The sequence below is a fragment of the uncultured Serinicoccus sp. genome (assembly GCF_947500995.1).
Classification (GTDB): Bacteria; Actinomycetota; Actinomycetes; order Actinomycetales; family Dermatophilaceae; genus Ornithinicoccus.
Window position 1 is genome coordinate 72789 of sequence record NZ_CANMUA010000006.1, and the last position, 19774, is coordinate 92562.

The window sequence follows — 19774 nt, forward strand, 5'->3', positions numbered from 1 at the left end:
CAGGTGCGCCACCCCTCGGAGCGCCCCGCGCCCGCGGTCACAGGGCACCGACGGGCAGGACGCTGCCGACCACGAGCACCGCGGTGAGCACCCCGGTCAGCGCCCAGAGACGCGTCGGCACCTGGGACCGAGGGGGGCCGGCCTCGGTGGGGGCCGGCGCGAGCAGGACGGCGACCCAGCGCAGGTAGACCGCCAGCCCGAGGGCGATGTTGACCGCGGCGACCAGGGCGAGCCACCACGTCTCGTCCCCGAGGACGGGTCGCAGGGCCACGACCTTGGCCACCACGCCGGCGACGGCCGGGGGCAGCCCGGCGAGGGTCAGCAGCGCCAGCGCCAGCGGCAGCGCGAGCAGCGGATGGGTGCGCAGCAGGCCGCGCTGGGCCTCCAAGGAGGTGGGTCGCGCGACCGGGGCCACGGCGACGACGGCGGCGAGGACGACGAACGCCAACGTCGTGGCGGTGACGTAGACGACCAGGTAGGACCCCGCCGCGCTGGCCGCCTGCGCGGACACCGAGGCCAGGGGCAGCAGCACCCACCCCGCCTGCGCGACCGTCGACCACGCCAGCAGCCGGACCGTGTCGTGCTGCACGAGCGCCACGAGGTTGCCCACCGTCATCGAGGCCGCGGCGAGCACGGCGACGGCGACGAGCGTGGCGCCGTCGACCGCCCCGAGGGCGCGGACGAGGACCACGAGCCCGCCGAGCGCCGCCACCTTGGAGACGGTGGCGAGGTAGGCGGTCACCGGGAGGGGCGCGGCGGCATACGTGATGGGCGTCCAGGCGTGGAAGGGCACCGCCGAGAGCTTGAAGGCCAGCCCGGCCACGAGCAGCACCGCGGCCAGGACGACGAGCTGGGGGTGGTCCACCTGGGTGCGACCGTCGAAGCGGGTGCTCCCGGTCGCGGCGACCCAGAGCGCCGCCCCCAGCGCCAGCAGCCCGAAGGAGACCAGGGAGGTGGTGAGCAGGGAGACCGCGCCGTCCACCGCCCGGGCGCGGCGGTCCGCGGCCCACGTGGTCCGCACCAGGGCGACCAGCGCGACGGTGGGAAGCGTCGCGAGCTCGAGGGAGACGAGGAGCGAGCCGAGGTCGCCGGAGGCCGGGACCGCGACGACCCCGGCGGTCGCCGCCAGCAGCAGGGCCGTGACGACCGGCGCCCTGCCGGTGCCCTCCGGGCCGCCGTCGCGGCCGGGCGCCGCCCAGTCCCGCCAGGTGAGGACGAGGACGACGAGGGCGGCCCCGAGGGCGCACACCTGGAGCGCGGAGACGAGGTGGTCGGCGCGGTAGGCGCACCAGCCGCCCGGCAGGCACAGCGCCGAGCGGACCTCGCCAGCCCCCACCCGCAGCCCGGGCAGCGCCCCCAGGAGCCCCGCGACGAGCCCGCCGGCGCCGAGCACGAGGTGCGGCTCACGCCGCCCGGGCACGACGACGTCCAGCAGCAGGACGAGCACCGCCGCGGCCACGGGGGCCAGGACGGGCAGGACCGACACGAGACCGAGCTCCAGGCTCATCGGGCCAGCACCCCCTCGACGAACGGGGCGGTCACACCGAGCAGCAGGGTCGGCGCCAGCCCCAGGACCAGCACGAGCAGACCGAGCATTCGCAGCGCGGTCCGCTCGGTGAGCTCCGCGTCCGGGACCCGGGGCTCGACCCGGTCGCCGGCCCACACCTCGCGCAGCACCCGGACCGTGTAGGCCACCGCCAGCGCCCCGCCCACCGCCGCGAGGACGGCGAACGCGCGGAACCAGCCCTCAGGCCGGTCGGCGGCAGGGCCCCAGGCGGCCAGGACGGAGCCGATCTCCCCCCAGAAGACGGCGAGCCCGGGGAGTCCGCTGGACGCGGCCATGCCCAGCACCAGCGCGAGCCCCAGGCGGGGCGCGACCTCGCGGACGGCCGCGCGTCGGCGGCCCAGGTCCGCGCTGCCCCACCGGTGCTTCAGCCCCCCCACCACCACGAAGAGCAGGGCCGAGACGAGGCCGTGGGCGACGTTGCCGAAGAGCGCCGCCTGCAGCCCGGCCTGCGTGCCGGTGGCGAGGCCGAGCACGACGAAGCCGAGGTGGGCGACCGAGGACCAGGCGATGAGGCGCTTGAGGTCCCGCTCGACCAGGCAGACCAACGAGGCCCAGAAGATGCCGGTGACGCCGAGGCCCGCCAGCAGCGGCGACCAGGCCGCGAAGCCCTCGGGCACGACGGGGACGACCAGACGCACCACGCCGTAGGTCCCGAGCTTGAGCAGGACCGCCGCGAGCAGCACCGACCCGGCCGTCGGTGCGGTCGCGTGGACCCACGGCAGCCAGGTGTGCAGCGGGAAGACGGGGATCTTGAGCCCGAGACCCACGAGGAGGACCGCCGCGACCGCGAGCTGGGAGCCGCGACCGAGCGAGGCACCCCCCTCCGCCGCCCAGAGCGCCAGGTCGGTGGTGCCGGTGGCGGACGCCACGGCCAGGATGCCGAGCAGCACGAGCGATGACCCCACCACGGTGACCAGCAGGAAGCGCAGCGCGGCCCCCTCCCGGTCGCTGCCGGGGTCGCCGTAGCGGGCGACCAGCACCCACATGGGCACGAGCACCAGCTCGAAACCGATGAAGAAGACGAGGGCGTCCCCGGCCAGGAAGGCGACGAGGGCCCCGAGCAGCACGACCTGCAGGCACGCGTGGTAGGTCGCGAGGCCGGGCACGTCCTCGCCACGGACCACGGGGATGGGCGAGGTGGGGTCCGTGTCGGCGAGGTCGACGGGCTCGGGCCTGGGCTCCCGCGCCGGGTGAAGGTGCAGGGCGGTCGCGACGACGCCCACGAGCGCGGTGAGCAGCAGCAGCGGGACGGACAGCCCGTCGGGCCGCAGGCTGAAGGACACGCCGAGGCTGGGGATCCAGCTCAGCTCGAGGACGGGACGGTCCAGCGCGACCCCGGCCACCCCCAGGGCACTCAGACCGGCGGTGGCCATCGAGCCCCGGTGCACGACCCGGTGCCCCGGTGGCACCCGCCGGCGGCCGAGGCCGAGCAGCAGCGCCGCCGCGAGGAGCAACGGCAGGAGGGCGAGGGCGTACCACCAGACCCCGAGGTCGGGAACCAGGGCGAGGAGGTCCTCGCGCACCCGGCCGGCGGCGCCGCTCACGCGGTCACCACCCCGATCACGCCCAGCACGAGCATCCCGCCCAGCACGAGGGCGAGGCCCGGCGTGGCCCGGCGCGGGCTGGTCAGGTCACCCGCGCGCCCCAGCAGGCGGGCCCCCAGACCCGCGCCCCGCACCCAGGAGTCCAGGACCTGGTCGTCGAACCACGCGACCGCCCGGGCCAGCGCGAGGACCGGCGTCGCGACGACCGCACGGTAGGCGAGGTCGGCGTGCAGACCGCGTTCGGCCGCCAGGCTCACCCCCGCCGGGATGCGCGCCGCCGCGTCCCGGGTCCGCACGCCCCCCGCGGCCAGCCGGACGAGGAGCGCGCTCACCACCATGAGCAGCAACGTCGCGACCAGCAGCTGCAGGTCCACGTGCACCTGCGGGCCCCAGACCGGCAGCAGCAGCAGGAGACCGCCGAAGAGCGTCATGAGCATGAGCGCGGACGTGCCCATGCGGGCGGAGGAGCTGATCGCGGCCTCGGCACGCTCGACCCCCTCGGCCTCCTGGACCACCTGCGGCTCGTCGAAGAAGTCGTCGATCCGCTCCACCGGCCCCGGCTCGTAGAGGCGCGCGTGCCCCTGGACGGCGGTGGGACGGCTGAGCACCAGCCAGGCCCGCATGCAGTAGGCGGCGGTCAGCGGCGCGGTGGCGCCGACGGAGGCCAGGACGAGCACCGGGACGAGACCGCCGTCGGTCGCGGCCGTGCCGGCCTCGGCCGTCCCGAGGACGGCCTCCTTGGAGAAGAACCCGACGAAGGGCGGCACGCCGGCGAGCGCCAGCAGCCCCCAGCCGAAGCGGTGCCGGAGCACGCGGTAGCGCCGGGCCCCGGAGGCCATGAGGGCCATGGCGGTGCCCCCGACGAGGACGCCGAGCCACCCGGTGGTGAGGAAGAGCAGGGCCTTGAACCAGGCGTGCGCGACGAGGTGCTGCAGCGCGGCGTCCGGCCCGGTCCCCATGGTGGCCGCGGCGAGCACGGCCAGCATGAGAGCGACCTGGCTCACGGTCGACCAGGCCAGCAGCCGCTTGAGGTCGCCCTGGGCGAAGGCCAGCACGGCGGCGCCGATCATCGTCGTGCAGGCGAGCACCGCCAGCAGCAGCCGGGCCGGGCCGGACACCGCCAGCAGGGGGAAGAGCTGGGCCAGGACGACCGTCCCCGCCGCCACCATCGTCGCGGCGTGGATGAGCGCCGAGGCGGGGGTCGGCCCCTCCATGGCGTCGGGCAGCCAGTCCTGGAAGGGGAACAGGGCGGACTTGCCGGCGACCCCGACGACGAGCAGGGTCATGGCCACGGTGAGGGTGGGCGAGGTGCCGGCCGCGCCCCAGTGCGCGACGACCTCGCTGGTCCGGGTGGTGCCCGCCCCGGTGGCGAGGACGACGAGCCCGAGGACGAAGCCGATGTCCGCGGTGCGCGTGACGAGCAGCGCCTTGCTCGCCGCCCGGGTGGCGGCCGCGCGGGTGGACTGGTGACCGATGAGCAGGTAGGAGCACCACCCCATCACCTCCCACCCCACGAGGGTGAGGAGCAGGTCGTCGGAGAGGACGAGCAGCAGCATCGCCGAGGTGAACAGCGAGACGGTCGCCGCGAACGGCCGGTACCGCGGGTCGTACCAGAGGTACCAGCGGGCGTACCCCTGCACCACCAGGGCGACCGCCGCGACGGTGAACGCCACGATCGCCACCGGCCAGGTCACGAGCAGCCGCAGCGGCACGTCCAGCTCGCCCAGGGGGAGGGCGCCGATGGTGCCGACCCCGCGCCGGGCCCCCTCGATCTGGGTGAGCGTGTAGAGCTGCCAGCAGGTGGCGAGGAAGGCGACCAGGCCGCCGCCGACGCCGACCCATGCGGCGAGCCGGTTGGACCGGCCGGTCACCCCGAGCCCGGCCAGCGCGGCCAGCAGGGTCGCGAGCACCGCCCAGTGGGCCGGAGACCCCCACAGGTCGGGGGCGGGCAGCTCGGGCAGCGGCAGCGAGGGCAGCTGCAGGTCGGACCAGGGGATGTCGGGCAGGTCAGGCACGTCCGCCCACCTCGCCCTCGACGCGGTCGGCCGGGTCGGCCCGGTCGGCGCGGTCGTCCAGCTCGGCGTGCAGGTCGACGTGGCCGCGCGCACGGAACAGCGCGAGGAAGATGGCCAGGGCGAGCACGACCTCCGCTGCGGCGATGGTGATGACGAAGAGCGTGAGCACGGCGGCCCCGGGGTCACCCCCCGCTCCGGTCTGCGCGACCGTGACGAGCAGGAGCCCGGCGGCCCCGAGCACGAGCTCCACGCCGATGAGCACGAGCACCGCGTGCCGGCGCGCGAGGATGCCGTAGACCCCGAGGCCGGCGAGGACGGCGGCCAGGAGGTAGGGCAGGGCGGGGCGGATCACGGCCGCTCCCCCTGGACGGCCTCGATCTCGGCCGGCGGGTCCGGTCGCTGGCTGGGGTCGTCCTGGCCGCCGACCGGCGCCCGGGCCACCGCCACGGCGGCGACCAGCGCCATGAGCAGCAGCACCGAGAGCAGCTCGAAGGGCCAGACGTCGGTGCCGAAGATCGTCGCGGCGACCTGGGTGCTGTCACCGCCGTCGATCGCGACGCTCCCCCACCCGAAGGCCGAGAGCAGCGCGCCCCCGAGGACCACCGTCGTGCCCGCCCCGACGAGACCGGCGGCGACCCGCTGGGGCACACCGGTGACGACCGGCACGCCGCCGGCGCGGGTGAGCATGAGGGCGAACAGCACGAGGACGACGACGGCGCCGACGTAGACGAGCAGCTGGACGAGGGCGACGAGCTCGGCACCGAGCACGAGGTAGCACCCGGCCAGCCCGCCGAGGGTCACGACGAGCCACAGGGCGGCGTGCAGCACCTGGCGGGAGGTCACCGACAGCGTCGCGGCCCCGGCCGTGAGGAGCCCCACCGCGAGGAGGAGCACGTCCAGGCCGCTCACCGCTGCGCCTCCGGGTCGACGTCAGGGTCCTCGCCCGGGGTCACGGACCCGGCGGGGTCCGTGACCACGGCCGACGGCGCGCGGTGGTAGCCCTCGGGGAGGGCGGCCGCCGGCACCGAGGCCATGAAGGTCCCGAGACGCTCCTTGCCGTGCAGCAGGTTGCGGATGTCGCCCTCGGCGTAGGCGAAGTCGGGCGCCCAGAACAACGCGTCGAACGGGCAGACCTCGATGCAGATGCCGCAGTACATGCACAGCGAGAAGTCGATGTCGAAGCGGTCCAGGACGTTGTGCGCTCGCTCCTTGCCCCCCTCGGTCTCCGGGGGCCGGGTCTCCTTGTGGGAGTCGATGGTGATGCACCAGTCCGGGCACTCGCGGGCGCAGAGCATGCACGAGGTGCAGTTCTCCTCCAGCAGCGCGATGACGCCCCGGCTGCGCTCGGGCAGCTCGGGCTCGGTATGCGGGTACTGGACCGTGTGCGCGCGTCGGGTGAGCGTCCGGAAGGTGATGCCGAGGCCGCGCAGCAGACCGGTGACGCCGTTCATCCCCAGACCACCACCCCGACGCCGGTGACCGCCAGCTGCAGCAGCGCCACCGGGAGCAGGACCAGCCAGGCGAGGCGCTGCAGCTGGTCCTCGCGCACCCGTGGCCAGGCGACCCGCAGCCAGAGGAAGAGGACGCCCACGCCGGTCGCCTTGAGCAGGGTCCACAGCACCCCGACGACGCCCGCTCCCGCGTCCGCCCAGGGTCCCCGCCAGCCGCCGAGGAACAGGACGGTGAACAGCAGCGCCATGACGACCATGCCGGCGTACTCGGCCAGCAGGAAGAAGGCGAAGCGCAGCCCGGTGTACTCGGTGAGCGGGCCGAAGACGATCTCGGAGTCGGCCACCGGCGCGTCGAAGGGGGTGCGCTGGAGCTCGGCGACGCTGGCCGCGAGGAAGACCACCGCGGCCGGGGCCTGCCAGACCAGCCACCACCACGACCACTGGGTGACGACGCCGGTGAGCGACAGGGTGCCGGCCGCCATCGCGACGCTGGCCGCGGCGAGGATGAGGGGCAGCTCGTAGGAGACCAGCTGCGCGCCGGCCCGCAGCCCACCGAGCAGGGAGTACTTGTTGCCCGAGCCCCACCCGGCCATGAGCGTGCCGATGACCCCGACGCTCGTGACGGCCAGGACGAGCAGCAGGCTGGCCGGGACGTCGACGGCGACCCAGGCGGCGCCGAGCGGGAGGGCGGCCAGGGCGACGAGGTAGGGCACGAGCGCGACGGCGGGCGCCAGGCGGAAGACCGGACGGTCCGCCGCCGCGGGGGTGATGTCCTCCTTCTGGGCGAACTTGATGCCGTCGGCGACCAGCTGGAGGACGCCGTGCGGCCCCGCCTCCATCGGGCCGACCCGTCCCTGCATGTGACCCATGAGCTTGTGCTCGAGCTGGCCGAGGGCCAGGGGCAGCGTGAGGAAGGCCACCAGCACGGCAGCGGCCTTGAGCACGGCCTCGAGGGCCCAGGGGACATCGGCGAGCATCGCGTTCACCCTAACGAGTGAGCCGGCCGGCCGGGCGACGCCGCACCGCACGGCCTCCCGGCACCGGCCGGACGTCTGCGCCCTCCGCCCGCCCTGCGCCTTGCCAATGACATCACGATGGTGTCATCATGACGTCATGGAGCTCCAGCCGTACCTCTCCGCCGTGGCGCAGGACCTCGACCGGGCCACGTCCCTGGCCGACGACGCGACCCGCGAGGTGGTGCACCGCATCGCCCCGGCGGTCGAGCCGGCCGTGCGCCTGGCCATCGTCCAGGCCCTCTCCGAGGCCGCGGCCGCCATCACCTCCCAGCTGGAGGAGTCGGTGGTGACCCTGCGGATGGAGGGGCGCGACCCGGTCCTGGAGGTCCGGCCCCTGGGCACCGGCGAGGACGGGCGCGCCACGTCGGCACCCGGTGACCACGGCCCGCGCCCCGCGGACCCCGACGACGGGGACAGCACGCTGTCGCGGGTGTCGCTGCGGCTGCCGGACCAGCTCAAGCAGGCGGCCGAGCAGCACGCGGCCGCGGCCGGCCAGTCGCTCAACACCTGGGTCGTCCAGGCGGTCCGTGCCGCCACCCGCAGCACCCGGCCCGACGACCCCGGCCGTCGGGCCACCACCCCCCACCGATCCCGCCGGGTCACCGGTTGGGCCTGAGAGGACAGCACATGGACACCACGACCCGGACGACCCGGACCTGCTCGTTCACCGAGGACGACCTCGTGCTCCTGGAGGTGAAGAACCACAGCGGCGACATCGCCGTGCGCTACGACGCCCCTCCGGGCACCGCCGAGGTGACCCTGTCCTGCGCCCGACCGGTGGACTTCGAGCCGGTCACGGCGGTCTCGCAGCGCGGCCGGGTCCTCGTCGACATCCCGGCCCTCGTCGCGCCGGAGGGCGGCGGGCGCGGCTTCTCGGTGTCCATCGGCTCCTTCTCCATCGGCACCGGCCACGAACGCGTGCACGTCGAGGTGCACCTGCCGGAGGGCACCGAGCTGCGGGCCAGCACCCGCCACGGTGACGTCGTGCTCCAGGGCGTCGGCGGCGCGGCCACCGTCCGCTCGGGCTCCGGCGACCTGTCGGTCGAGGAGGTCGGCGTCCTGCGCGCCAGCACCGGCTCCGGGGACGTGCGGGTGGGCCGGCTCGTCGCCGGCTCGGTGACGAGCGGGTCCGGCGACGTGGTCGTCGACACCGCGACCGGGCCCGGCGCGCTGGAGGTCCGCTCGGGCAGCGGGGACATCCTCGTCCACGACAGCCACCAGGACACCACCGTCGCGACGGGCAGCGGCGACGTCGACGTCGCGCACGCGCACGGGGAGCTGGCGGTGCGCACGGGCACCGGTGACGTGCGCGTGCGGGTGCCCCGGGGCATACCGGTCTGGCTCGACCTGTCCAGCGGTCTGGGCGAGGTGCGGCGCGACCTCGAGGGCGCGGGCGAGCCGGCGCCGGACCAGGACTACCTGACCGTGGGCGTCCGGACCGGGACCGGGGACATCACCGTGCACCACTGAGCGGGCAGGATGGAGGTATGCAGATCCTCCCCCTGTCCCTCGACCACGCGGACGCCGCGGCCCGGCTGTGGTCGGAGAGCGGTCTGACCAGGCCCTGGAACGACCCCCGGACCGACTTCCGGATGGCGGTGTCCGGCCCGGCGTCCGCGGTGCTCGGCGCCGTGGCGGACGGCGACGTGGTCGGCACCGTCATGGTCGGCCACGAAGGGCATCGGGGCTGGATGTACTACCTCGCCGTCGCGCCCTCCCACCAGGGCTCGGGCCTCGGGCGGAGGCTGGTGACGGAGGCGGAGCGCTGGGTCGAGGCCCGGGGCATCCCCAAGGTCATGCTCATGATCCGGGCCGAGAACGAGGCCGTCGCACGTTTCTACGAGCGGCTGGGCTACGTCGACCAGGGGGTGCAGGTCCTGGGCAGGTTCCTCGACGAGGACCTCCAGCGCCTGCGCGAGGACGCGGGCTGACCGCTAGTCGCGACGTGGGCCCCAGGACGGGTCGGGCACGCCGGGAGGAAGCAGCCGCCTGCGTGGCCGGCGCCCCCGCGGGGCCGACCCCTCCGGGCCCTCCCCCGGCTCCTTCGCGCCGGGCCACGGCTTCGAGGCGCGGGCGGCGAGCACGAAGTCCTTGCGCAGCGGGGTGCCCTCGAAGCCCTCCGGCAGCAGCAGCGGCCGCAGCCCGAGCCCCGTGCCGTCGTCGAACCCCTCGAGGGTCACACCGAACATCTCGTGCGTCTCCCGCTCGTGCCAGGCCGCGCCGGGGAACAGGTCGGTCACCGAGCGCAGCGCGCCGCCCTCGGGCACCCGGGTGCGCAGCAGGAGCCGGCCCAGCCCGCCCGGGCCGGGAGCACGGACCCGCAGCAGGTGGCACAGGACGTCGACGCCCGGCAGGAGCCCCGCCTCCCCGGCGTCGTCCCGCGCCGCGGCGTCCGTCCCGCTCCCGTCCTCGGCCCCGGTCCCGGTCCCGACCACGGCGTCGCTCTCGTCCACGGCCGAGAGCCAGTCGAAGAAGGCATACCCCTCGTCACGGGCGGAGCGGACGGCCTCGTGCCACTCCCCGACGTCGACGCGGCGGGTCTGGGGCGGCAGGTCGTCACCGGGCATGACCCCGAGGGTAGCCCCGGCGTCGTGCGGTCCGTGGCCCCGCGCGTCCGGCGCGATAGCCTCACCCTCGTGAGGGAGGCCAGGGCGGGGGTGTCGGACGCCGTGCTCGCCGGGGACGCCCTGGCGGCGCGGTCCCTCGTCCGGGACGCACCAGCGGCCGGGTCCGACGACCTCCTGCAGGAGCTGGCCGGGCTCGCCGCCGGCGGGTCGACGCTCGCCACCGAGCTCCTCGTCGAGCAGCTGGACACCTCCGGCCTGGTCCGCCGCTTCGTGCGCAGCTCGCTGCTCGACCCCACCGCCGTCGACGACGTGTGCCAGGACACGCTCATCTCGGTGGCCAGCTCGATCCGGTCCTTCCGCGGGGGCGCCCGGGTGTCCACCTGGGTGCACAGCATCGTCCGGCGACGGGTGGTGGACCACCTCCGCCGGCAGCGCGCCACCGCGCCCCTGCCCCCGGAGGAGGAGGGGCCCGCCCAGCGGATGAGCTCCATGCTGGCGACCCGGGAGACCGTGCGCGCGGCCCTGACCTCGCTGCCCGAGCTCTACCGGGAGCCCGTGGCCCTGCGGGACGTGGAGGGGCTCACCTATGCCGAGATCGCCGACCGGCTCGACCGCAACCTCGGCACGGTCAAGGCGCAGATCGCCCGGGGCCGGGCCATGGTCGCGGGTGCGCTGGACCCCGCGGAGTGGAGCAGCCGGTGACCACCCCGGCGCGCCAGGTCTCCGCGGGACGGTACACGGCGCAGGAGGTCATCGGCGTCGGCTCGTTCGCGACGGTCTACCGGGCGACCGACGACCGGTTGGACGCCCCCGTGGTCGTCAAGATCCTCGCGGAGAACCACAGCCTCAACCCCGAGGTGCGCGAGCGCTTCATCACCGAGGGACGCGCCCTGCGCCGGGTCAGCAGCCCGCACGTCGTCACGCTCTTCGACATCGGGGAGAACGAGCGCCAGCAGCCCTACCACGTCCTGGAGCACGCCGACCGCGGCACGCTCGCCGAGCGGGTCGAGGGCCTGCGGTCGACCGGGTGGACCGCGTCGCGGGCGGAGGTGCTGGTGCTCGCCCGGCACCTGGCCAGCGCCCTGGCGGCCGTGCACCGGGCGCAGCTCGTGCACCGCGACCTCAGCCCGGCCAACGTCCTGCTCAGCTCCTCCGGAGCCACCGGCGCGCCGGACGCCGGGGGACGCACCGGGCAGCAGCTCGTCGGGGAGGACGAGCGGGTGCTCGTCGCCGACCTCGGGATGTGCAAGGACCTCGCGGTCAGCTCCGGGCTGACCGTGGCGGGCGGCACGACCGGTTTCCGCCCGCCGGAGATGCGGGGCGGTCCCGCGCTCGTCGACGGGCGCGCCGACCTCTACTCGCTGTCGGCGCTGCTGGGCTGGGTGTGCGAGGACGCGGACCTGCCGCCCGCGCTGGGAGCGGTCCTCGACCGGGGGCAGGCGCCCGACCCCGAGGACCGGCAGCCGGACGTCGAGACCTGGCTGACGGAGGTCCGGGCCGCGCTGGAGCCGGCCGCCGGCGCGGGAGGCCCGGCCCCCGCCCCGGTCCCCCCGGGCGGCCGCCGGCGTCACCGGGCCCGGGCGGCGGGCGCCGCGCTGCTGCTGGCCCTCGGTGCCGTCCTCGGGTGGGGAGCGGCGGCTGCGGGGCCCGACGACCGGACCTCCAGCGCCAGCGTCGGCATCGCCGGCCCGGAGGACCTCACCACCGGCACCAGCGCCACCTTCAGCATCGAGCAGGAGGGCCTGGAGTCGTGGGTGTGGCTGCTCCCCGACCGCCGCTTCCTCAGCGACGAGCCCTCCGTCACCCTCTCCCCCACCCTGCCCGGCCAGGCCCGCCTCGTCCTCACCGGCCGCGACGAGCAGGGGCGCGAGCTGCGGGCCGTCCACCGGCTGTCGGTCGCCAGCGCGCAGGGGTGACCCGGCACCGGGCACCACCGCCTCGACCCCGGTGCAACCTTCCGGGCGGTCCCTGCGACCTACCTCCTGTCAGATCCACTCCACGACCACGAGGAGCACCCATGCACACCAGGACCCGCACCACGGCGCTGGCCCTCGCGCTGGCCGCCGGGCTCAGCCTGTCGGCCTGCGCCGGGGACCAGGCCGAGTTCGCGCAGGACCCGCCGTCGGGCTCGGCGGCCGACCAGGGCACCGAGCAGGAGGAGCCGGCCACGGACCAGTCGGACGCCGCGCAGACCGCGGCGGAGGAGACGCAGGAGACGGAGGAGGCCACGACCGTCGAGCCCGCCGCCGAGCAGACCGTCGAGGTCGAGGAGAGCGAGTCGGTGAGCACCGAGGAGGTCGCCTTCACCCTCACCGTGCACCGGCTGGTCGTCCACGACTACTACCTCGAGGTGGAGGTCACCGTCGTCAACGACGGGACCGAGCCCGTCGACACGTGGTACGGCTCCGGCAACGGGTCGACCGAGCCACGCGTCTTCGACGACCGCGGCCGGGTCCACCCCTTCGCCGTCCAGGCCGGTGGTGACGGACAGCGGCTGACGCTCGAGCCCGGCCAGGGCGTGGACGCCGGTCTGGTGTTCCCCGGCCGCCTGGACCCCGACGCGGAGCAGGTGACGCTCGACTTCGAGGCCCTCGGCCCGGAGTGGGAAGGCCTGCTCTTCGAGATCCCGCTGGGAGCGGCGTCGTGAGGGCCGCGACCCGCACCCCCGGTGCCGTCGTCGTCGGCGCCCTCGTCGTGCTCGGTGCCTACGGCCCGACCGCGGCCGCCGGTGAGCCCGCCCCCGTGCCGGGGGACTACGAGCCGCCGCGGTCGACCGTGGAGGTCTACACCGCGTGGGAGGCCCCGCGGAGCTCGGTGTCGTTCTTCTACACCGACCCCGAGGACGTGGGGACCGAGGAGCTCGAGGAGGCCCTCGACGCCGAGGACGAGGGTGAGCAGACCGTCGTCCAGCTCTCCGACCAGTTCCTCTTCGACTTCGGCTCCGCGCAGCTGCGCCCCACCGCCACCCGGAGCCTGGACACCGTCGTGGCCGTGCTCGAGGAGGGCGAGGCACCGGTGGAGGTCACCGGCCACACCGACCCGGTCGGCGGCGACGCCGTCAACCAGCCGCTCTCGCAGGACCGGGCCCGGGCCGTGGCCGACTACCTGGTCGAGCAGGGCATCGAGGAGTCCCGGATCACCGCCGAGGGCCGGGGGTCCTCCGAGCCGGTCGCCCCCAACACCCACGAGGACGGGCGCGACGACCCCGAGGGCCGCCAGCAGAACCGCCGGGTGGAGATCAGGTACTCCGAGGGGTCGTGAGGTGGCTCACCCGTGGTCCGGCGGCGCGACCAGGCCACGGGTGACCTCCGCCCCGCTCACGGGGCGGTCGGCATACCTCGAGCTGTGCAGCGACCTGGCCCGCGCGCGACCCGGGGTCTCCGCGGCGATCTGCTCCTGCAGCGTGACGATGCCGTGCAGCAGCGCCTCCGGGCGCGGCGGGCAGCCCGGCACGTAGACGTCGACCGGGATGATCTGGTCGACGCCCTTGGTGACCGAGTAGCTGTCCCAGTAGGGGCCGCCGGTGTTGGAGCAGGCACCGAAGGAGATGACGTACTTGGGCTCCGGCATCTGGTCGTAGAGCCGGCGGATGGCCGGGGCCATCTTGTCGGTGACCGTGCCCGAGACCACCATGAGGTCGGACTGCCGCGGCCCCGGCGCGAACGGGATGACGCCGAGCCGGATGAAGTCGTGCCGGGCCATGGAGGCGCTGATGAACTCGATCGCGCAGCAGGCCAGGCCGAAGTTGAAGACCCACAGGGAGTACTTCCGGCCCCAGTTGAGCACGACCTGGACGGCGCGGGGGGCCCGCTCGACCGGGGCCCCGAGGCGGGGCGTGGGAAGGCTGACGGTCTGCCGCTCGCTCACCTGGTCGCCCACGTCACCACCACCGCAGCAGACCGCGGCGCCACACGTGCAGGAGGGCCACCACGAGGACGCCGATGAACAGGCCCATCTCGACCAGGCTGGCCGGTCCGAGGTCGGAGCGCAGCACCAGCGCCCAGGGGAAGAGGTAGACCGCGTCCACGGCGAAGACGACGTAGAGCAGGGCGTAGACGAGGTAGCGCACGCTGCCCTGCTCCCAGCCCGAGCCGACGGGGTCCACCCCGGACTCGTAGGTCGTCACCTTGGCCGGGGTCGGGTCGCTCGGCGCCAGCAGCCGGCGCGCGCCCGTGCCGGCCGCCACCAGGGCGACCCCGAGCAGCGTCACCAGGGCGACGACGACGTAGTCCGACATCACCGGTCAGCCTAGCCGCCGACGTCGACGAGGTGCTGCAGGCCGGCACCGACGACGGTCGCGGCGCGCAGGGGGTCGACGGGCTCCGCGCTGCGCGTCTGCACGACCAGCACGAGGCCCTCCGGCGCCCCGGGGTCCTGGTCCTCGCCGGCGTCGTCCCGGGGCTCGACGTAGAACGACATCGCGAGCACGCCGGGCAGGGAGCCGCCCTTGAACGCCTGGTAGCCCACGCCCTCGGGCGGCGGCAGCCCCGGGTTGCGGGCGAGGATCTCCCGCACGGGCTCCCCGGCGGGGTCCTCGGCGAGCTGCTGCAGCCGGGCGTGCAGGGAGCAGACCTGGGCGCCGGTGAGGAACCAGTCGATGCCGTCCTGCCACCGCGGCTCGGTCACCGTCTCCGGGGCGATGTCGAGCTCGTCGGGCAGGTCCGCGAGGATCGCCTCGCGCGTCTCGGGCACCTGGGCCTCGGCCCACCTCGTCCGCACCTCGCTGTCCACCTGCCACCCGAGCTGGAAGACCTGCCGGGTGGTCGGGACGGGCAGGGTCGCGGTCGGGTCCAGGCCCGCGGCGACCGCGGCCTCGCGCAGGGCACGCCGGCCCACCCGGTCCATGAGCAGGTCGGTGGCGGTGTTGTCGCTGATCGAGATCATCAGCTCCGCGGCCTCGCGGACCGGCACCGTGGACCCCTCGGGGCGGTCCTGCAGCTCGCCGGAGGGCAGGCTCATGACGTCCGCCGCGAGGGTCAGCTCCTCGTCCCACGTCAGCCCGCCCGACCGCACCTCCTCGGCCACGGCGAGCAGGACGAGCAGCTTGACCACCGAGGCGCTGGGGACGGCGTCGCCACCCGGCTCCACCCCCGGGGTGGTGTAGGACGGTTCGCAGGTGCCCCCCTGGACCCGGCCGACGAGCACCTGGCTGGTGCCGCCGAGCTCGGCGAGGGCGGCGTCGAGGTCGGGCCAGGCGTCGACGACGGGCGGCTCCCCCGAGGTGTCCGGCTGGAGGAACAGGGTGGCGATGCGGCCCTGCTCGTCCACGCCGACCGTCATGAGCAGTGGGTCCTGCGCCGCCAGGCTGAGGGTGGCGGCACGGCCCACCCCGGCGCTCGGGACGACGGCGGTGACGACGTAGGGCCCGGCGCTGCGGACCTGGGCGAGCACCAGGCCCAGCTCGACCGGGGAGACCTCGTCCAGGAACTCGGGGGCGAAGCGCTCGGTGGCCTCCTCCACGGTCGGCCCCTCGGCGTCCTCCTCCAGCAGCTCCAGCACCCACTCCACCGCGTCGAGCAGCTCGGCGTCGCCGATCGAGTCGCCCGGGCCGACCGGCTCGGCCGAGGACGGGGCGGCGCTGCCCTCCGGCGACCGCGAGGTCGCGGCGGAGTCCTCGGGCGCGGCGGTCTGGACCACCAGCGGCGGGGTGGACGTGGCCGCGACGTCGTCGTCGTACTCGTCCGTGCACCCTGCGAGCAGGAGCGAGACCACGAGCACCCCACCGATGACCCGCCGCACGACCGCCTCCTCGCTCCCACCCCATCTCAGCACGAGCGTCCCCGGGTCGCAGGGGCGACCCACCCTCCTCGCGCGGTCAGCCCCGGGCGGCGCGCAGCGCGTCGCCCGCCTGCACGGCATACCCGCCGCCGAAGAGGAGGACGTGCACGAGCAGCGGCACCGTCTGGAACACCGCGGTCCGTCGCTCCCACCCCTCGGCGAGGGGGAACGCCTCGACGTAGGCCGCGAGGACCCGCCCGCTGAACCCGCCGAACAGCTGCATCATCGCGAGGTCCACCTCCCGGTGGGCGTAGTGCGCGCACGGGTCGACGAGCCAGCTGCGGCCGCGGTCGTCGACGAGCCGGTTGCCGGCCCACAGGTCCCCGTGGACCAGGGTCGGCGGCTCGACCGGGCCCAGGTGCTCGGCACCCAGCGCCCGGGCGTCGGCGAGGGACGACGGGTCGAGCCGGCCGGACTCCACGGCCCGGCGGGCCAGCGGCACCACCCGACGGTCGAGCCAGGACTCCGCCAGGGTGTCGCACGGGGCGAGGTCGACGGGGCAGTCGCCGAGGTATGCCGTGGGCTCGCCGTCCACCGCGCCGTACCGGTCCCCCGTGGTCCGGTGCAGGGCGGCCAGCTCGCGACCGAAGGCCTCCTCCGAGGCGGCGGTGCGGTGGCCCCCGGACGGGACCTGCTCGATGCTGATGCCGGTGCGCGAGACCCCGAGCACCTCGGGCACCCGCGCCCCCGCCGCGGCCAGCGCCCGCAGCCCCACGGCCTCCCGGTCGAAGAACAGCGTCGGCGCGTCCGCGCGGGTCTTGGTGAAAGGTCCGTCCGCCCGTGTCATGGCCCCACCCTCGCAGCCGCCCGCCGGTGAGAGGGTGGGGGCATGCACATCATGACCGTCTGCCTGGGCAACGTCTGCCGCTCCCCCGCCGCCGAGGCCGTCCTCGTCCGCGCGCTGGACGAGGCCGGGATCGAGGGCGTGAGCGTGAGCTCGGCCGGGACGGCCGACTACCACGTGGGTGAGCGGCCGAACCCGGCCTCGGGCGCCGAGGGCGAGCGCCGGGGCTACGCCTTCACCAGCCGGGGGGCGCAGTTCGGCGCCGACGACTTCGACCGGGCCGATCTCGTGCTCGCCATGGACTCCTCCAACGAGGAGGACCTGCTGGCGCTGGCCCGCACCCCCGAGGAGGCAGCGCGGGTGGTGCGGCTGGGTGCCTTCGCCCCCGACGCGGGTGAGGGCGACGGGGTGCGTGACGTGCCCGACCCCTGGGGCCAGTCCCGCGAGGCGTTCGTCGCGATGTACGACCAGGTCGAGGAGGCCGTGGCCGGGCTGGTCGCCGCCCTCCGCGAGGGCCGGCTCGAGGAGGTCGTCGCGGCACAGCGGGTCCGGCGCTGAGGTCAGGCCGGACCGCGCCCGCCCGGCGCGGGCGCGTCCCCGTCCAGACCCACCTCGCGGCGCATCCAGGCGACGGTCCGCGCGGCCTCCCGGCGGTCGAGGGCCCGCTCTGAACGCCGGATGAGCGTCGGTCGACCGCGCAGGTGCTGCCACCCGTCGGGCCCCACGTAGGACCCGGGGGGCAGCGGCTGGGTGAGCGAGAAGAGCACGGCGGCGGCCCCCTGGGCGGCCGTCATGGCCAGCGGCCGGCTCGCCGCGGTGACGAGCCGGTCCACCCGCGCGTCGCCGCTGGCGTTCTGAAGGTTCGTCACCACCCAGCCGGGGTGCGTCAGCTGCACCTGGGTGCCCGCCGGCATCCGGGCGCCCAGGTCGAGCCCCCACAGCATCGCGGTGAGCTTGGCCCGGGAGTACGCCCGGGGCAGCGTCCACCGGGTCCGACGGAAGTGGGGGTCCTCGTGGTCCATCCGGCCCGAGGTGTGCGCGTGCGACGTGACCAGGACCACCCGCTCGCGCACGACGGGCAGGAGGGACTCCGTGAGGAGCATGGGTGCCAGCGCGTTGACCCCGAGCATCAGCTCGAACCCGTCGACGGTCTCCCGGCGACCCGGTGACACCACCCCGGCCACGTTGACCAGGTCGGCCCGCTCGCCGTCGAGCAGACCGCGGATGTCGCCCACCGCCCGCCGCACCGAGCCGAGGTCGGCGAGGTCCAGATCGACGAGCCGCACCGGGTCGGCCGCGGGGGCGGTGCTCTCCCGCAGCAGCCGGGCGCGCACCCGCTCCCCCTTGGCGCGGTCGCGCACCGGGAGGACGAGCCTGGCACCCCAGCGGGCCAGGTGCAGGGCGCTCTCCCGCCCGATCCCGTCGCTCGCCCCGGTCACCACCACGGTCCGGCCGCGCAGGTCGGGCGGCACCAGGTGCTCCCACCCGAGGGCCTCGACCGCCTCTCCCGCGACTGTGTCCGCCATGGGCACCGAGTGTGCCAGCGCCCCGGCTCGCCGTCCTCGGAGGGCCCCTACCCGGCGGCTACCCTGTCGCCATGACCCTGACCCTCGAGACGGCCACCGACCGCGCGTCCTACATGGCAGCCCTGCTCGACCTCCCGGTGAGCAGCCCCCTGCAGGGCTGGGGCTACGGCGAGGCCCGGCGGGTGCTGGGTCACGAGCCGGTGCGCTACCTCGTGCGCCAGGGCGGGCGCACCGTCGGAGCCGTGCAGCTCATGCGCAAGTCGCTCGCCCCGGGCGTCAGCACGCTCTACGCCCCGCGCGGGCCGGTCCTGGCCGACCGGGCGCTGCTGCCGGAGTTCGCCCGGGCGGTCCGCCAGGTCGCGCGGCGCACCGACCACGTCCTCACGATCGAGCCGCCGGAGCCCCTCGTCGCCGGCGACAGCCCGGAGCAGGAGGACCTGGCGGCCGAGCAGGCGGTCATCCCCGACCGCATCGGCCCCTTCCGCCGGACCAAGGCCGAGCAGCCCGAGCACACCATCCTCATCGACACCAGCCAGGAGCCGGACACCGTCTTCACCGGGCTGCACAAGATGGCCCGCCGCAACGTGCGCACGGCCACCCGGATGGGGGTGCAGGCCGGCCGGGACGCGAGCTTCGGTGACTTCTGGGAGATCTTCACCGCGACCAACGAGCGGTCCAACCTGGGAGCCTTCCCCCGCCACTACTACGAGACGCTCCTGCGGGAGGCCGACCAGGACGGCGGTGAGGCCTACCTGCTGCTCTCCCGGCACGAGGGGCGCGCGCTCGCGGGCGGGTTCTTCCTCGGGCTCGGCGACACCACCGCCTACCTCTACGGCGGGTCGGTGCGCGACGACCGCCCGCCCTCGGAGGGTGAGAAGCGCAAGGACGCCAAGGCGCCCGACGCGTTCTACTGGTCGGCGATCACCGACGCCCACGAGCACGGCTACTCCCGGCTGGACCTGTGGGGCATCCCGCGGCTCCTGGACGAGCAGAAGCACTCCTTCGGCGTCCTGCGGATGAAGCTCAAGTTCGGGACGCAGCGCTACTGGTTCCCGGCCTACGACCTCGCGCTGTCGCCGCTGAGCACCCCGCTGCGCACGGCGCTCAAGGCGCGCCGGTCCTACCTCAACTACCGCAGGTTCGGCACCACCGACGACGTCCTCTGAGGCGCCGACGGGCGTGCGGCGTGCCATGCTGGGCCGATGGACGAGCAGGCGCGCCGGGAGCTGGAGGCCAAGCGGGCCGAGGTCGTCGCCCAGATGGACCAGCTGAGCGCTCCCGTCCAGGACCAGGGCAGCATCTCCTTCGGCAAGCGGGTCGGCGACGGCACCGCCATGGCCGTCGACCGGCTGACCGCGGTGAGCGCCCACGACAACCTGCAGGACCTCCTCGCCGGGATCGACACGGCCCTGGCCGCCCTCGAGGACGGCAGCTACGGGCGCTGCCGGGTGTGCGGCGAGAGCATCCCCGAGGGTCGCCTCGAGGCGCGACCCTGGGCGACCACCTGCGTGCGCCACGGCTGACGC

Annotated in this window: 23 protein-coding genes; 10 read left to right on the top strand and 13 right to left on the bottom strand. The window is 75.3% G+C overall.

Annotation, left to right across the window (positions count from 1 at the left end):
- Positions 1 to 37: 37 nt before the first annotated feature.
- The 7 genes from Q0967_RS10395 to Q0967_RS10425 are packed head-to-tail and all read right to left on the bottom strand — an operon-like array spanning position 38 to position 7554.
- Positions 38 to 1507 carry an NADH-quinone oxidoreductase subunit N gene (locus Q0967_RS10395; protein WP_298751580.1) on the bottom strand — a complete coding sequence of 490 codons (1470 nt, stop codon included), beginning with the start codon at positions 1505 to 1507 and terminating at the stop codon, positions 38 to 40.
- On the bottom strand, positions 1504 to 3111 hold the full coding sequence (locus Q0967_RS10400; protein WP_298751578.1) for a NuoM family protein: 1608 nt from the start codon (positions 3109 to 3111) through the stop codon (positions 1504 to 1506). The genes Q0967_RS10395 and Q0967_RS10400 overlap by 4 nt, the downstream gene beginning before the upstream one ends.
- Positions 3108 to 5126, bottom strand: coding sequence for an NADH-quinone oxidoreductase subunit L (locus Q0967_RS10405; RefSeq protein ID WP_298751576.1), 2019 nt, complete (start codon positions 5124 to 5126; stop codon positions 3108 to 3110). Before Q0967_RS10405 ends, Q0967_RS10400 begins: the two co-directional genes overlap by 4 nt.
- Complete coding sequence (nuoK, locus tag Q0967_RS10410) at positions 5119 to 5478, bottom strand: NADH-quinone oxidoreductase subunit NuoK (RefSeq protein WP_298751573.1); 360 nt, start codon at positions 5476 to 5478, stop codon at positions 5119 to 5121. The genes Q0967_RS10405 and nuoK overlap by 8 nt, the downstream gene beginning before the upstream one ends.
- Complete coding sequence (locus Q0967_RS10415; protein ID WP_298751571.1) at positions 5475 to 6035, bottom strand: NADH-quinone oxidoreductase subunit J; 561 nt, start codon at positions 6033 to 6035, stop codon at positions 5475 to 5477. The genes nuoK and Q0967_RS10415 overlap by 4 nt, the downstream gene beginning before the upstream one ends.
- Complete coding sequence (locus Q0967_RS10420) at positions 6032 to 6577, bottom strand: NADH-quinone oxidoreductase subunit I (RefSeq protein ID WP_298751569.1); 546 nt, start codon at positions 6575 to 6577, stop codon at positions 6032 to 6034. Before Q0967_RS10420 ends, Q0967_RS10415 begins: the two co-directional genes overlap by 4 nt.
- Complete coding sequence (locus Q0967_RS10425) at positions 6574 to 7554, bottom strand: complex I subunit 1 family protein (RefSeq protein ID WP_298751567.1); 981 nt, start codon at positions 7552 to 7554, stop codon at positions 6574 to 6576. The genes Q0967_RS10420 and Q0967_RS10425 overlap by 4 nt, the downstream gene beginning before the upstream one ends.
- A 136-nt stretch (positions 7555 to 7690) precedes the next feature.
- Here Q0967_RS10425 and Q0967_RS10430 point away from each other — a divergent pair, with 136 nt between their 5' ends.
- From Q0967_RS10430 to Q0967_RS10440, 3 genes are read left to right on the top strand one after another with little or no spacing between them, the layout of a single operon-like run.
- Positions 7691 to 8209, top strand: coding sequence for a toxin-antitoxin system HicB family antitoxin (locus Q0967_RS10430; protein ID WP_298751565.1), 519 nt, complete (start codon positions 7691 to 7693; stop codon positions 8207 to 8209).
- 11 nt (positions 8210 to 8220) lie between these two features.
- Positions 8221 to 9063, top strand: coding sequence for a DUF4097 family beta strand repeat-containing protein (locus tag Q0967_RS10435; protein ID WP_298751563.1), 843 nt, complete (start codon positions 8221 to 8223; stop codon positions 9061 to 9063).
- Positions 9064 to 9080: 17 nt separating this feature from the next.
- Positions 9081 to 9524 carry a GNAT family acetyltransferase gene (locus tag Q0967_RS10440; RefSeq protein WP_298751560.1) on the top strand — a complete coding sequence of 148 codons (444 nt, stop codon included), beginning with the start codon at positions 9081 to 9083 and terminating at the stop codon, positions 9522 to 9524.
- A gap of 3 nt (positions 9525 to 9527) precedes the next feature.
- Here the strand turns inward: Q0967_RS10440 and Q0967_RS10445 are convergent, their stop codons facing one another.
- Complete coding sequence (locus Q0967_RS10445; protein ID WP_298751557.1) at positions 9528 to 10160, bottom strand: NADH-quinone oxidoreductase subunit C; 633 nt, start codon at positions 10158 to 10160, stop codon at positions 9528 to 9530.
- Positions 10161 to 10229: 69 nt separating this feature from the next.
- On the opposite strand from Q0967_RS10445, the gene Q0967_RS10450 reads away from it, so the two are divergent.
- The 4 genes from Q0967_RS10450 (at position 10230) to Q0967_RS10465 (ending at position 13421) form a co-directional block, all read left to right on the top strand.
- Complete coding sequence (locus tag Q0967_RS10450; RefSeq protein ID WP_298751552.1) at positions 10230 to 10862, top strand: RNA polymerase sigma factor; 633 nt, start codon at positions 10230 to 10232, stop codon at positions 10860 to 10862.
- Positions 10859 to 12076 carry a serine/threonine-protein kinase gene (locus Q0967_RS10455; protein WP_298751549.1) on the top strand — a complete coding sequence of 406 codons (1218 nt, stop codon included), beginning with the start codon at positions 10859 to 10861 and terminating at the stop codon, positions 12074 to 12076. Before Q0967_RS10450 ends, Q0967_RS10455 begins: the two co-directional genes overlap by 4 nt.
- A gap of 101 nt (positions 12077 to 12177) precedes the next feature.
- Positions 12178 to 12807, top strand: coding sequence for a hypothetical protein (locus Q0967_RS10460; RefSeq protein ID WP_298751547.1), 630 nt, complete (start codon positions 12178 to 12180; stop codon positions 12805 to 12807).
- Entirely contained in the window at positions 12804 to 13421 is a 618-nt protein-coding gene (locus Q0967_RS10465) for an OmpA family protein (RefSeq protein WP_298751544.1), read from the top strand. The genes Q0967_RS10460 and Q0967_RS10465 overlap by 4 nt, the downstream gene beginning before the upstream one ends.
- Positions 13422 to 13427: 6 nt before the next feature.
- Here the strand turns inward: Q0967_RS10465 and Q0967_RS10470 are convergent, their stop codons facing one another.
- The 4 genes from Q0967_RS10470 to Q0967_RS10485 all read right to left on the bottom strand — a co-directional run bounded on the left by Q0967_RS10470 (position 13428) and on the right by Q0967_RS10485 (position 16725).
- Positions 13428 to 14027, bottom strand: coding sequence for an NADH-quinone oxidoreductase subunit B (locus Q0967_RS10470; RefSeq protein WP_298751541.1), 600 nt, complete (start codon positions 14025 to 14027; stop codon positions 13428 to 13430).
- 13 nt (positions 14028 to 14040) lie between these two features.
- Positions 14041 to 14397, bottom strand: coding sequence for an NADH-quinone oxidoreductase subunit A (locus tag Q0967_RS10475; protein WP_298751539.1), 357 nt, complete (start codon positions 14395 to 14397; stop codon positions 14041 to 14043).
- Positions 14398 to 14408: 11 nt separating this feature from the next.
- Positions 14409 to 15899: a serine hydrolase gene (locus Q0967_RS10480; RefSeq protein WP_298751536.1), complete on the bottom strand. Its 1491-nt coding sequence runs from the start codon at positions 15897 to 15899 to the stop codon at positions 14409 to 14411.
- A 76-nt stretch (positions 15900 to 15975) separates the two neighbouring features.
- Entirely contained in the window at positions 15976 to 16725 is a 750-nt protein-coding gene (locus Q0967_RS10485; protein ID WP_298751533.1) for a fructosamine kinase family protein, read from the bottom strand.
- Between the two features lie 42 nt (positions 16726 to 16767).
- Here Q0967_RS10485 and Q0967_RS10490 point away from each other — a divergent pair, with 42 nt between their 5' ends.
- The gene (locus Q0967_RS10490; protein WP_298751530.1) at positions 16768 to 17280 is read left to right on the top strand and encodes a low molecular weight protein-tyrosine-phosphatase; all 513 of its coding nucleotides are present in this window, start codon (positions 16768 to 16770) and stop codon (positions 17278 to 17280) included.
- A gap of 2 nt (positions 17281 to 17282) precedes the next feature.
- On the opposite strand, the gene Q0967_RS10495 is transcribed toward Q0967_RS10490, so the two are convergent.
- On the bottom strand, positions 17283 to 18248 hold the full coding sequence (locus tag Q0967_RS10495; protein WP_298751528.1) for an SDR family NAD(P)-dependent oxidoreductase: 966 nt from the start codon (positions 18246 to 18248) through the stop codon (positions 17283 to 17285).
- 71 nt (positions 18249 to 18319) lie between these two features.
- Between Q0967_RS10495 and Q0967_RS10500 the strand changes: the two genes are divergently transcribed.
- Both Q0967_RS10500 and Q0967_RS10505 read left to right on the top strand, forming a co-directional pair.
- Positions 18320 to 19414 (top strand): peptidoglycan bridge formation glycyltransferase FemA/FemB family protein, encoded by a 1095-nt coding sequence (locus tag Q0967_RS10500; RefSeq protein ID WP_298751526.1) that lies wholly within the window; start codon positions 18320 to 18322, stop codon positions 19412 to 19414.
- Positions 19415 to 19450: 36 nt separating this feature from the next.
- Positions 19451 to 19771 (top strand): TraR/DksA family transcriptional regulator, encoded by a 321-nt coding sequence (locus Q0967_RS10505; RefSeq protein ID WP_298751524.1) that lies wholly within the window; start codon positions 19451 to 19453, stop codon positions 19769 to 19771.
- Positions 19772 to 19774: the final 3 nt, after the last annotated feature.

Excerpts from the sequence above, each read along its gene's own strand:
- Q0967_RS10500 (WP_298751526.1), top strand. The coding sequence starts at position 18,320 with ATGACCCTGACCCTCGAGACGGCCACCGACCGCGCGTCCTACATGGCA.
- Q0967_RS10420 (WP_298751569.1), bottom strand. The coding sequence starts at position 6,577 with ATGAACGGCGTCACCGGTCTGCTGCGCGGCCTCGGCATCACCTTCCGG.
- Q0967_RS10430 (WP_298751565.1), top strand. The coding sequence starts at position 7,691 with ATGGAGCTCCAGCCGTACCTCTCCGCCGTGGCGCAGGACCTCGACCGG.
- Q0967_RS10485 (WP_298751533.1), bottom strand. The coding sequence starts at position 16,725 with ATGACACGGGCGGACGGACCTTTCACCAAGACCCGCGCGGACGCGCCG.
- Q0967_RS10445 (WP_298751557.1), bottom strand. The coding sequence starts at position 10,160 with ATGCCCGGTGACGACCTGCCGCCCCAGACCCGCCGCGTCGACGTCGGG.
- Q0967_RS10425 (WP_298751567.1), bottom strand. The coding sequence starts at position 7,554 with ATGCTCGCCGATGTCCCCTGGGCCCTCGAGGCCGTGCTCAAGGCCGCT.
- Q0967_RS10435 (WP_298751563.1), top strand. The coding sequence starts at position 8,221 with ATGGACACCACGACCCGGACGACCCGGACCTGCTCGTTCACCGAGGAC.
- Q0967_RS10395 (WP_298751580.1), bottom strand. The coding sequence starts at position 1,507 with ATGAGCCTGGAGCTCGGTCTCGTGTCGGTCCTGCCCGTCCTGGCCCCC.
- Q0967_RS10475 (WP_298751539.1), bottom strand. The coding sequence starts at position 14,397 with ATGTCGGACTACGTCGTCGTCGCCCTGGTGACGCTGCTCGGGGTCGCC.
- Q0967_RS10505 (WP_298751524.1), top strand. The coding sequence starts at position 19,451 with ATGGACGAGCAGGCGCGCCGGGAGCTGGAGGCCAAGCGGGCCGAGGTC.
- Q0967_RS10490 (WP_298751530.1), top strand. The coding sequence starts at position 16,768 with ATGCACATCATGACCGTCTGCCTGGGCAACGTCTGCCGCTCCCCCGCC.
- Q0967_RS10440 (WP_298751560.1), top strand. The coding sequence starts at position 9,081 with ATGCAGATCCTCCCCCTGTCCCTCGACCACGCGGACGCCGCGGCCCGG.
- Q0967_RS10495 (WP_298751528.1), bottom strand. The coding sequence starts at position 18,248 with ATGGCGGACACAGTCGCGGGAGAGGCGGTCGAGGCCCTCGGGTGGGAG.
- Q0967_RS10460 (WP_298751547.1), top strand. The coding sequence starts at position 12,178 with ATGCACACCAGGACCCGCACCACGGCGCTGGCCCTCGCGCTGGCCGCC.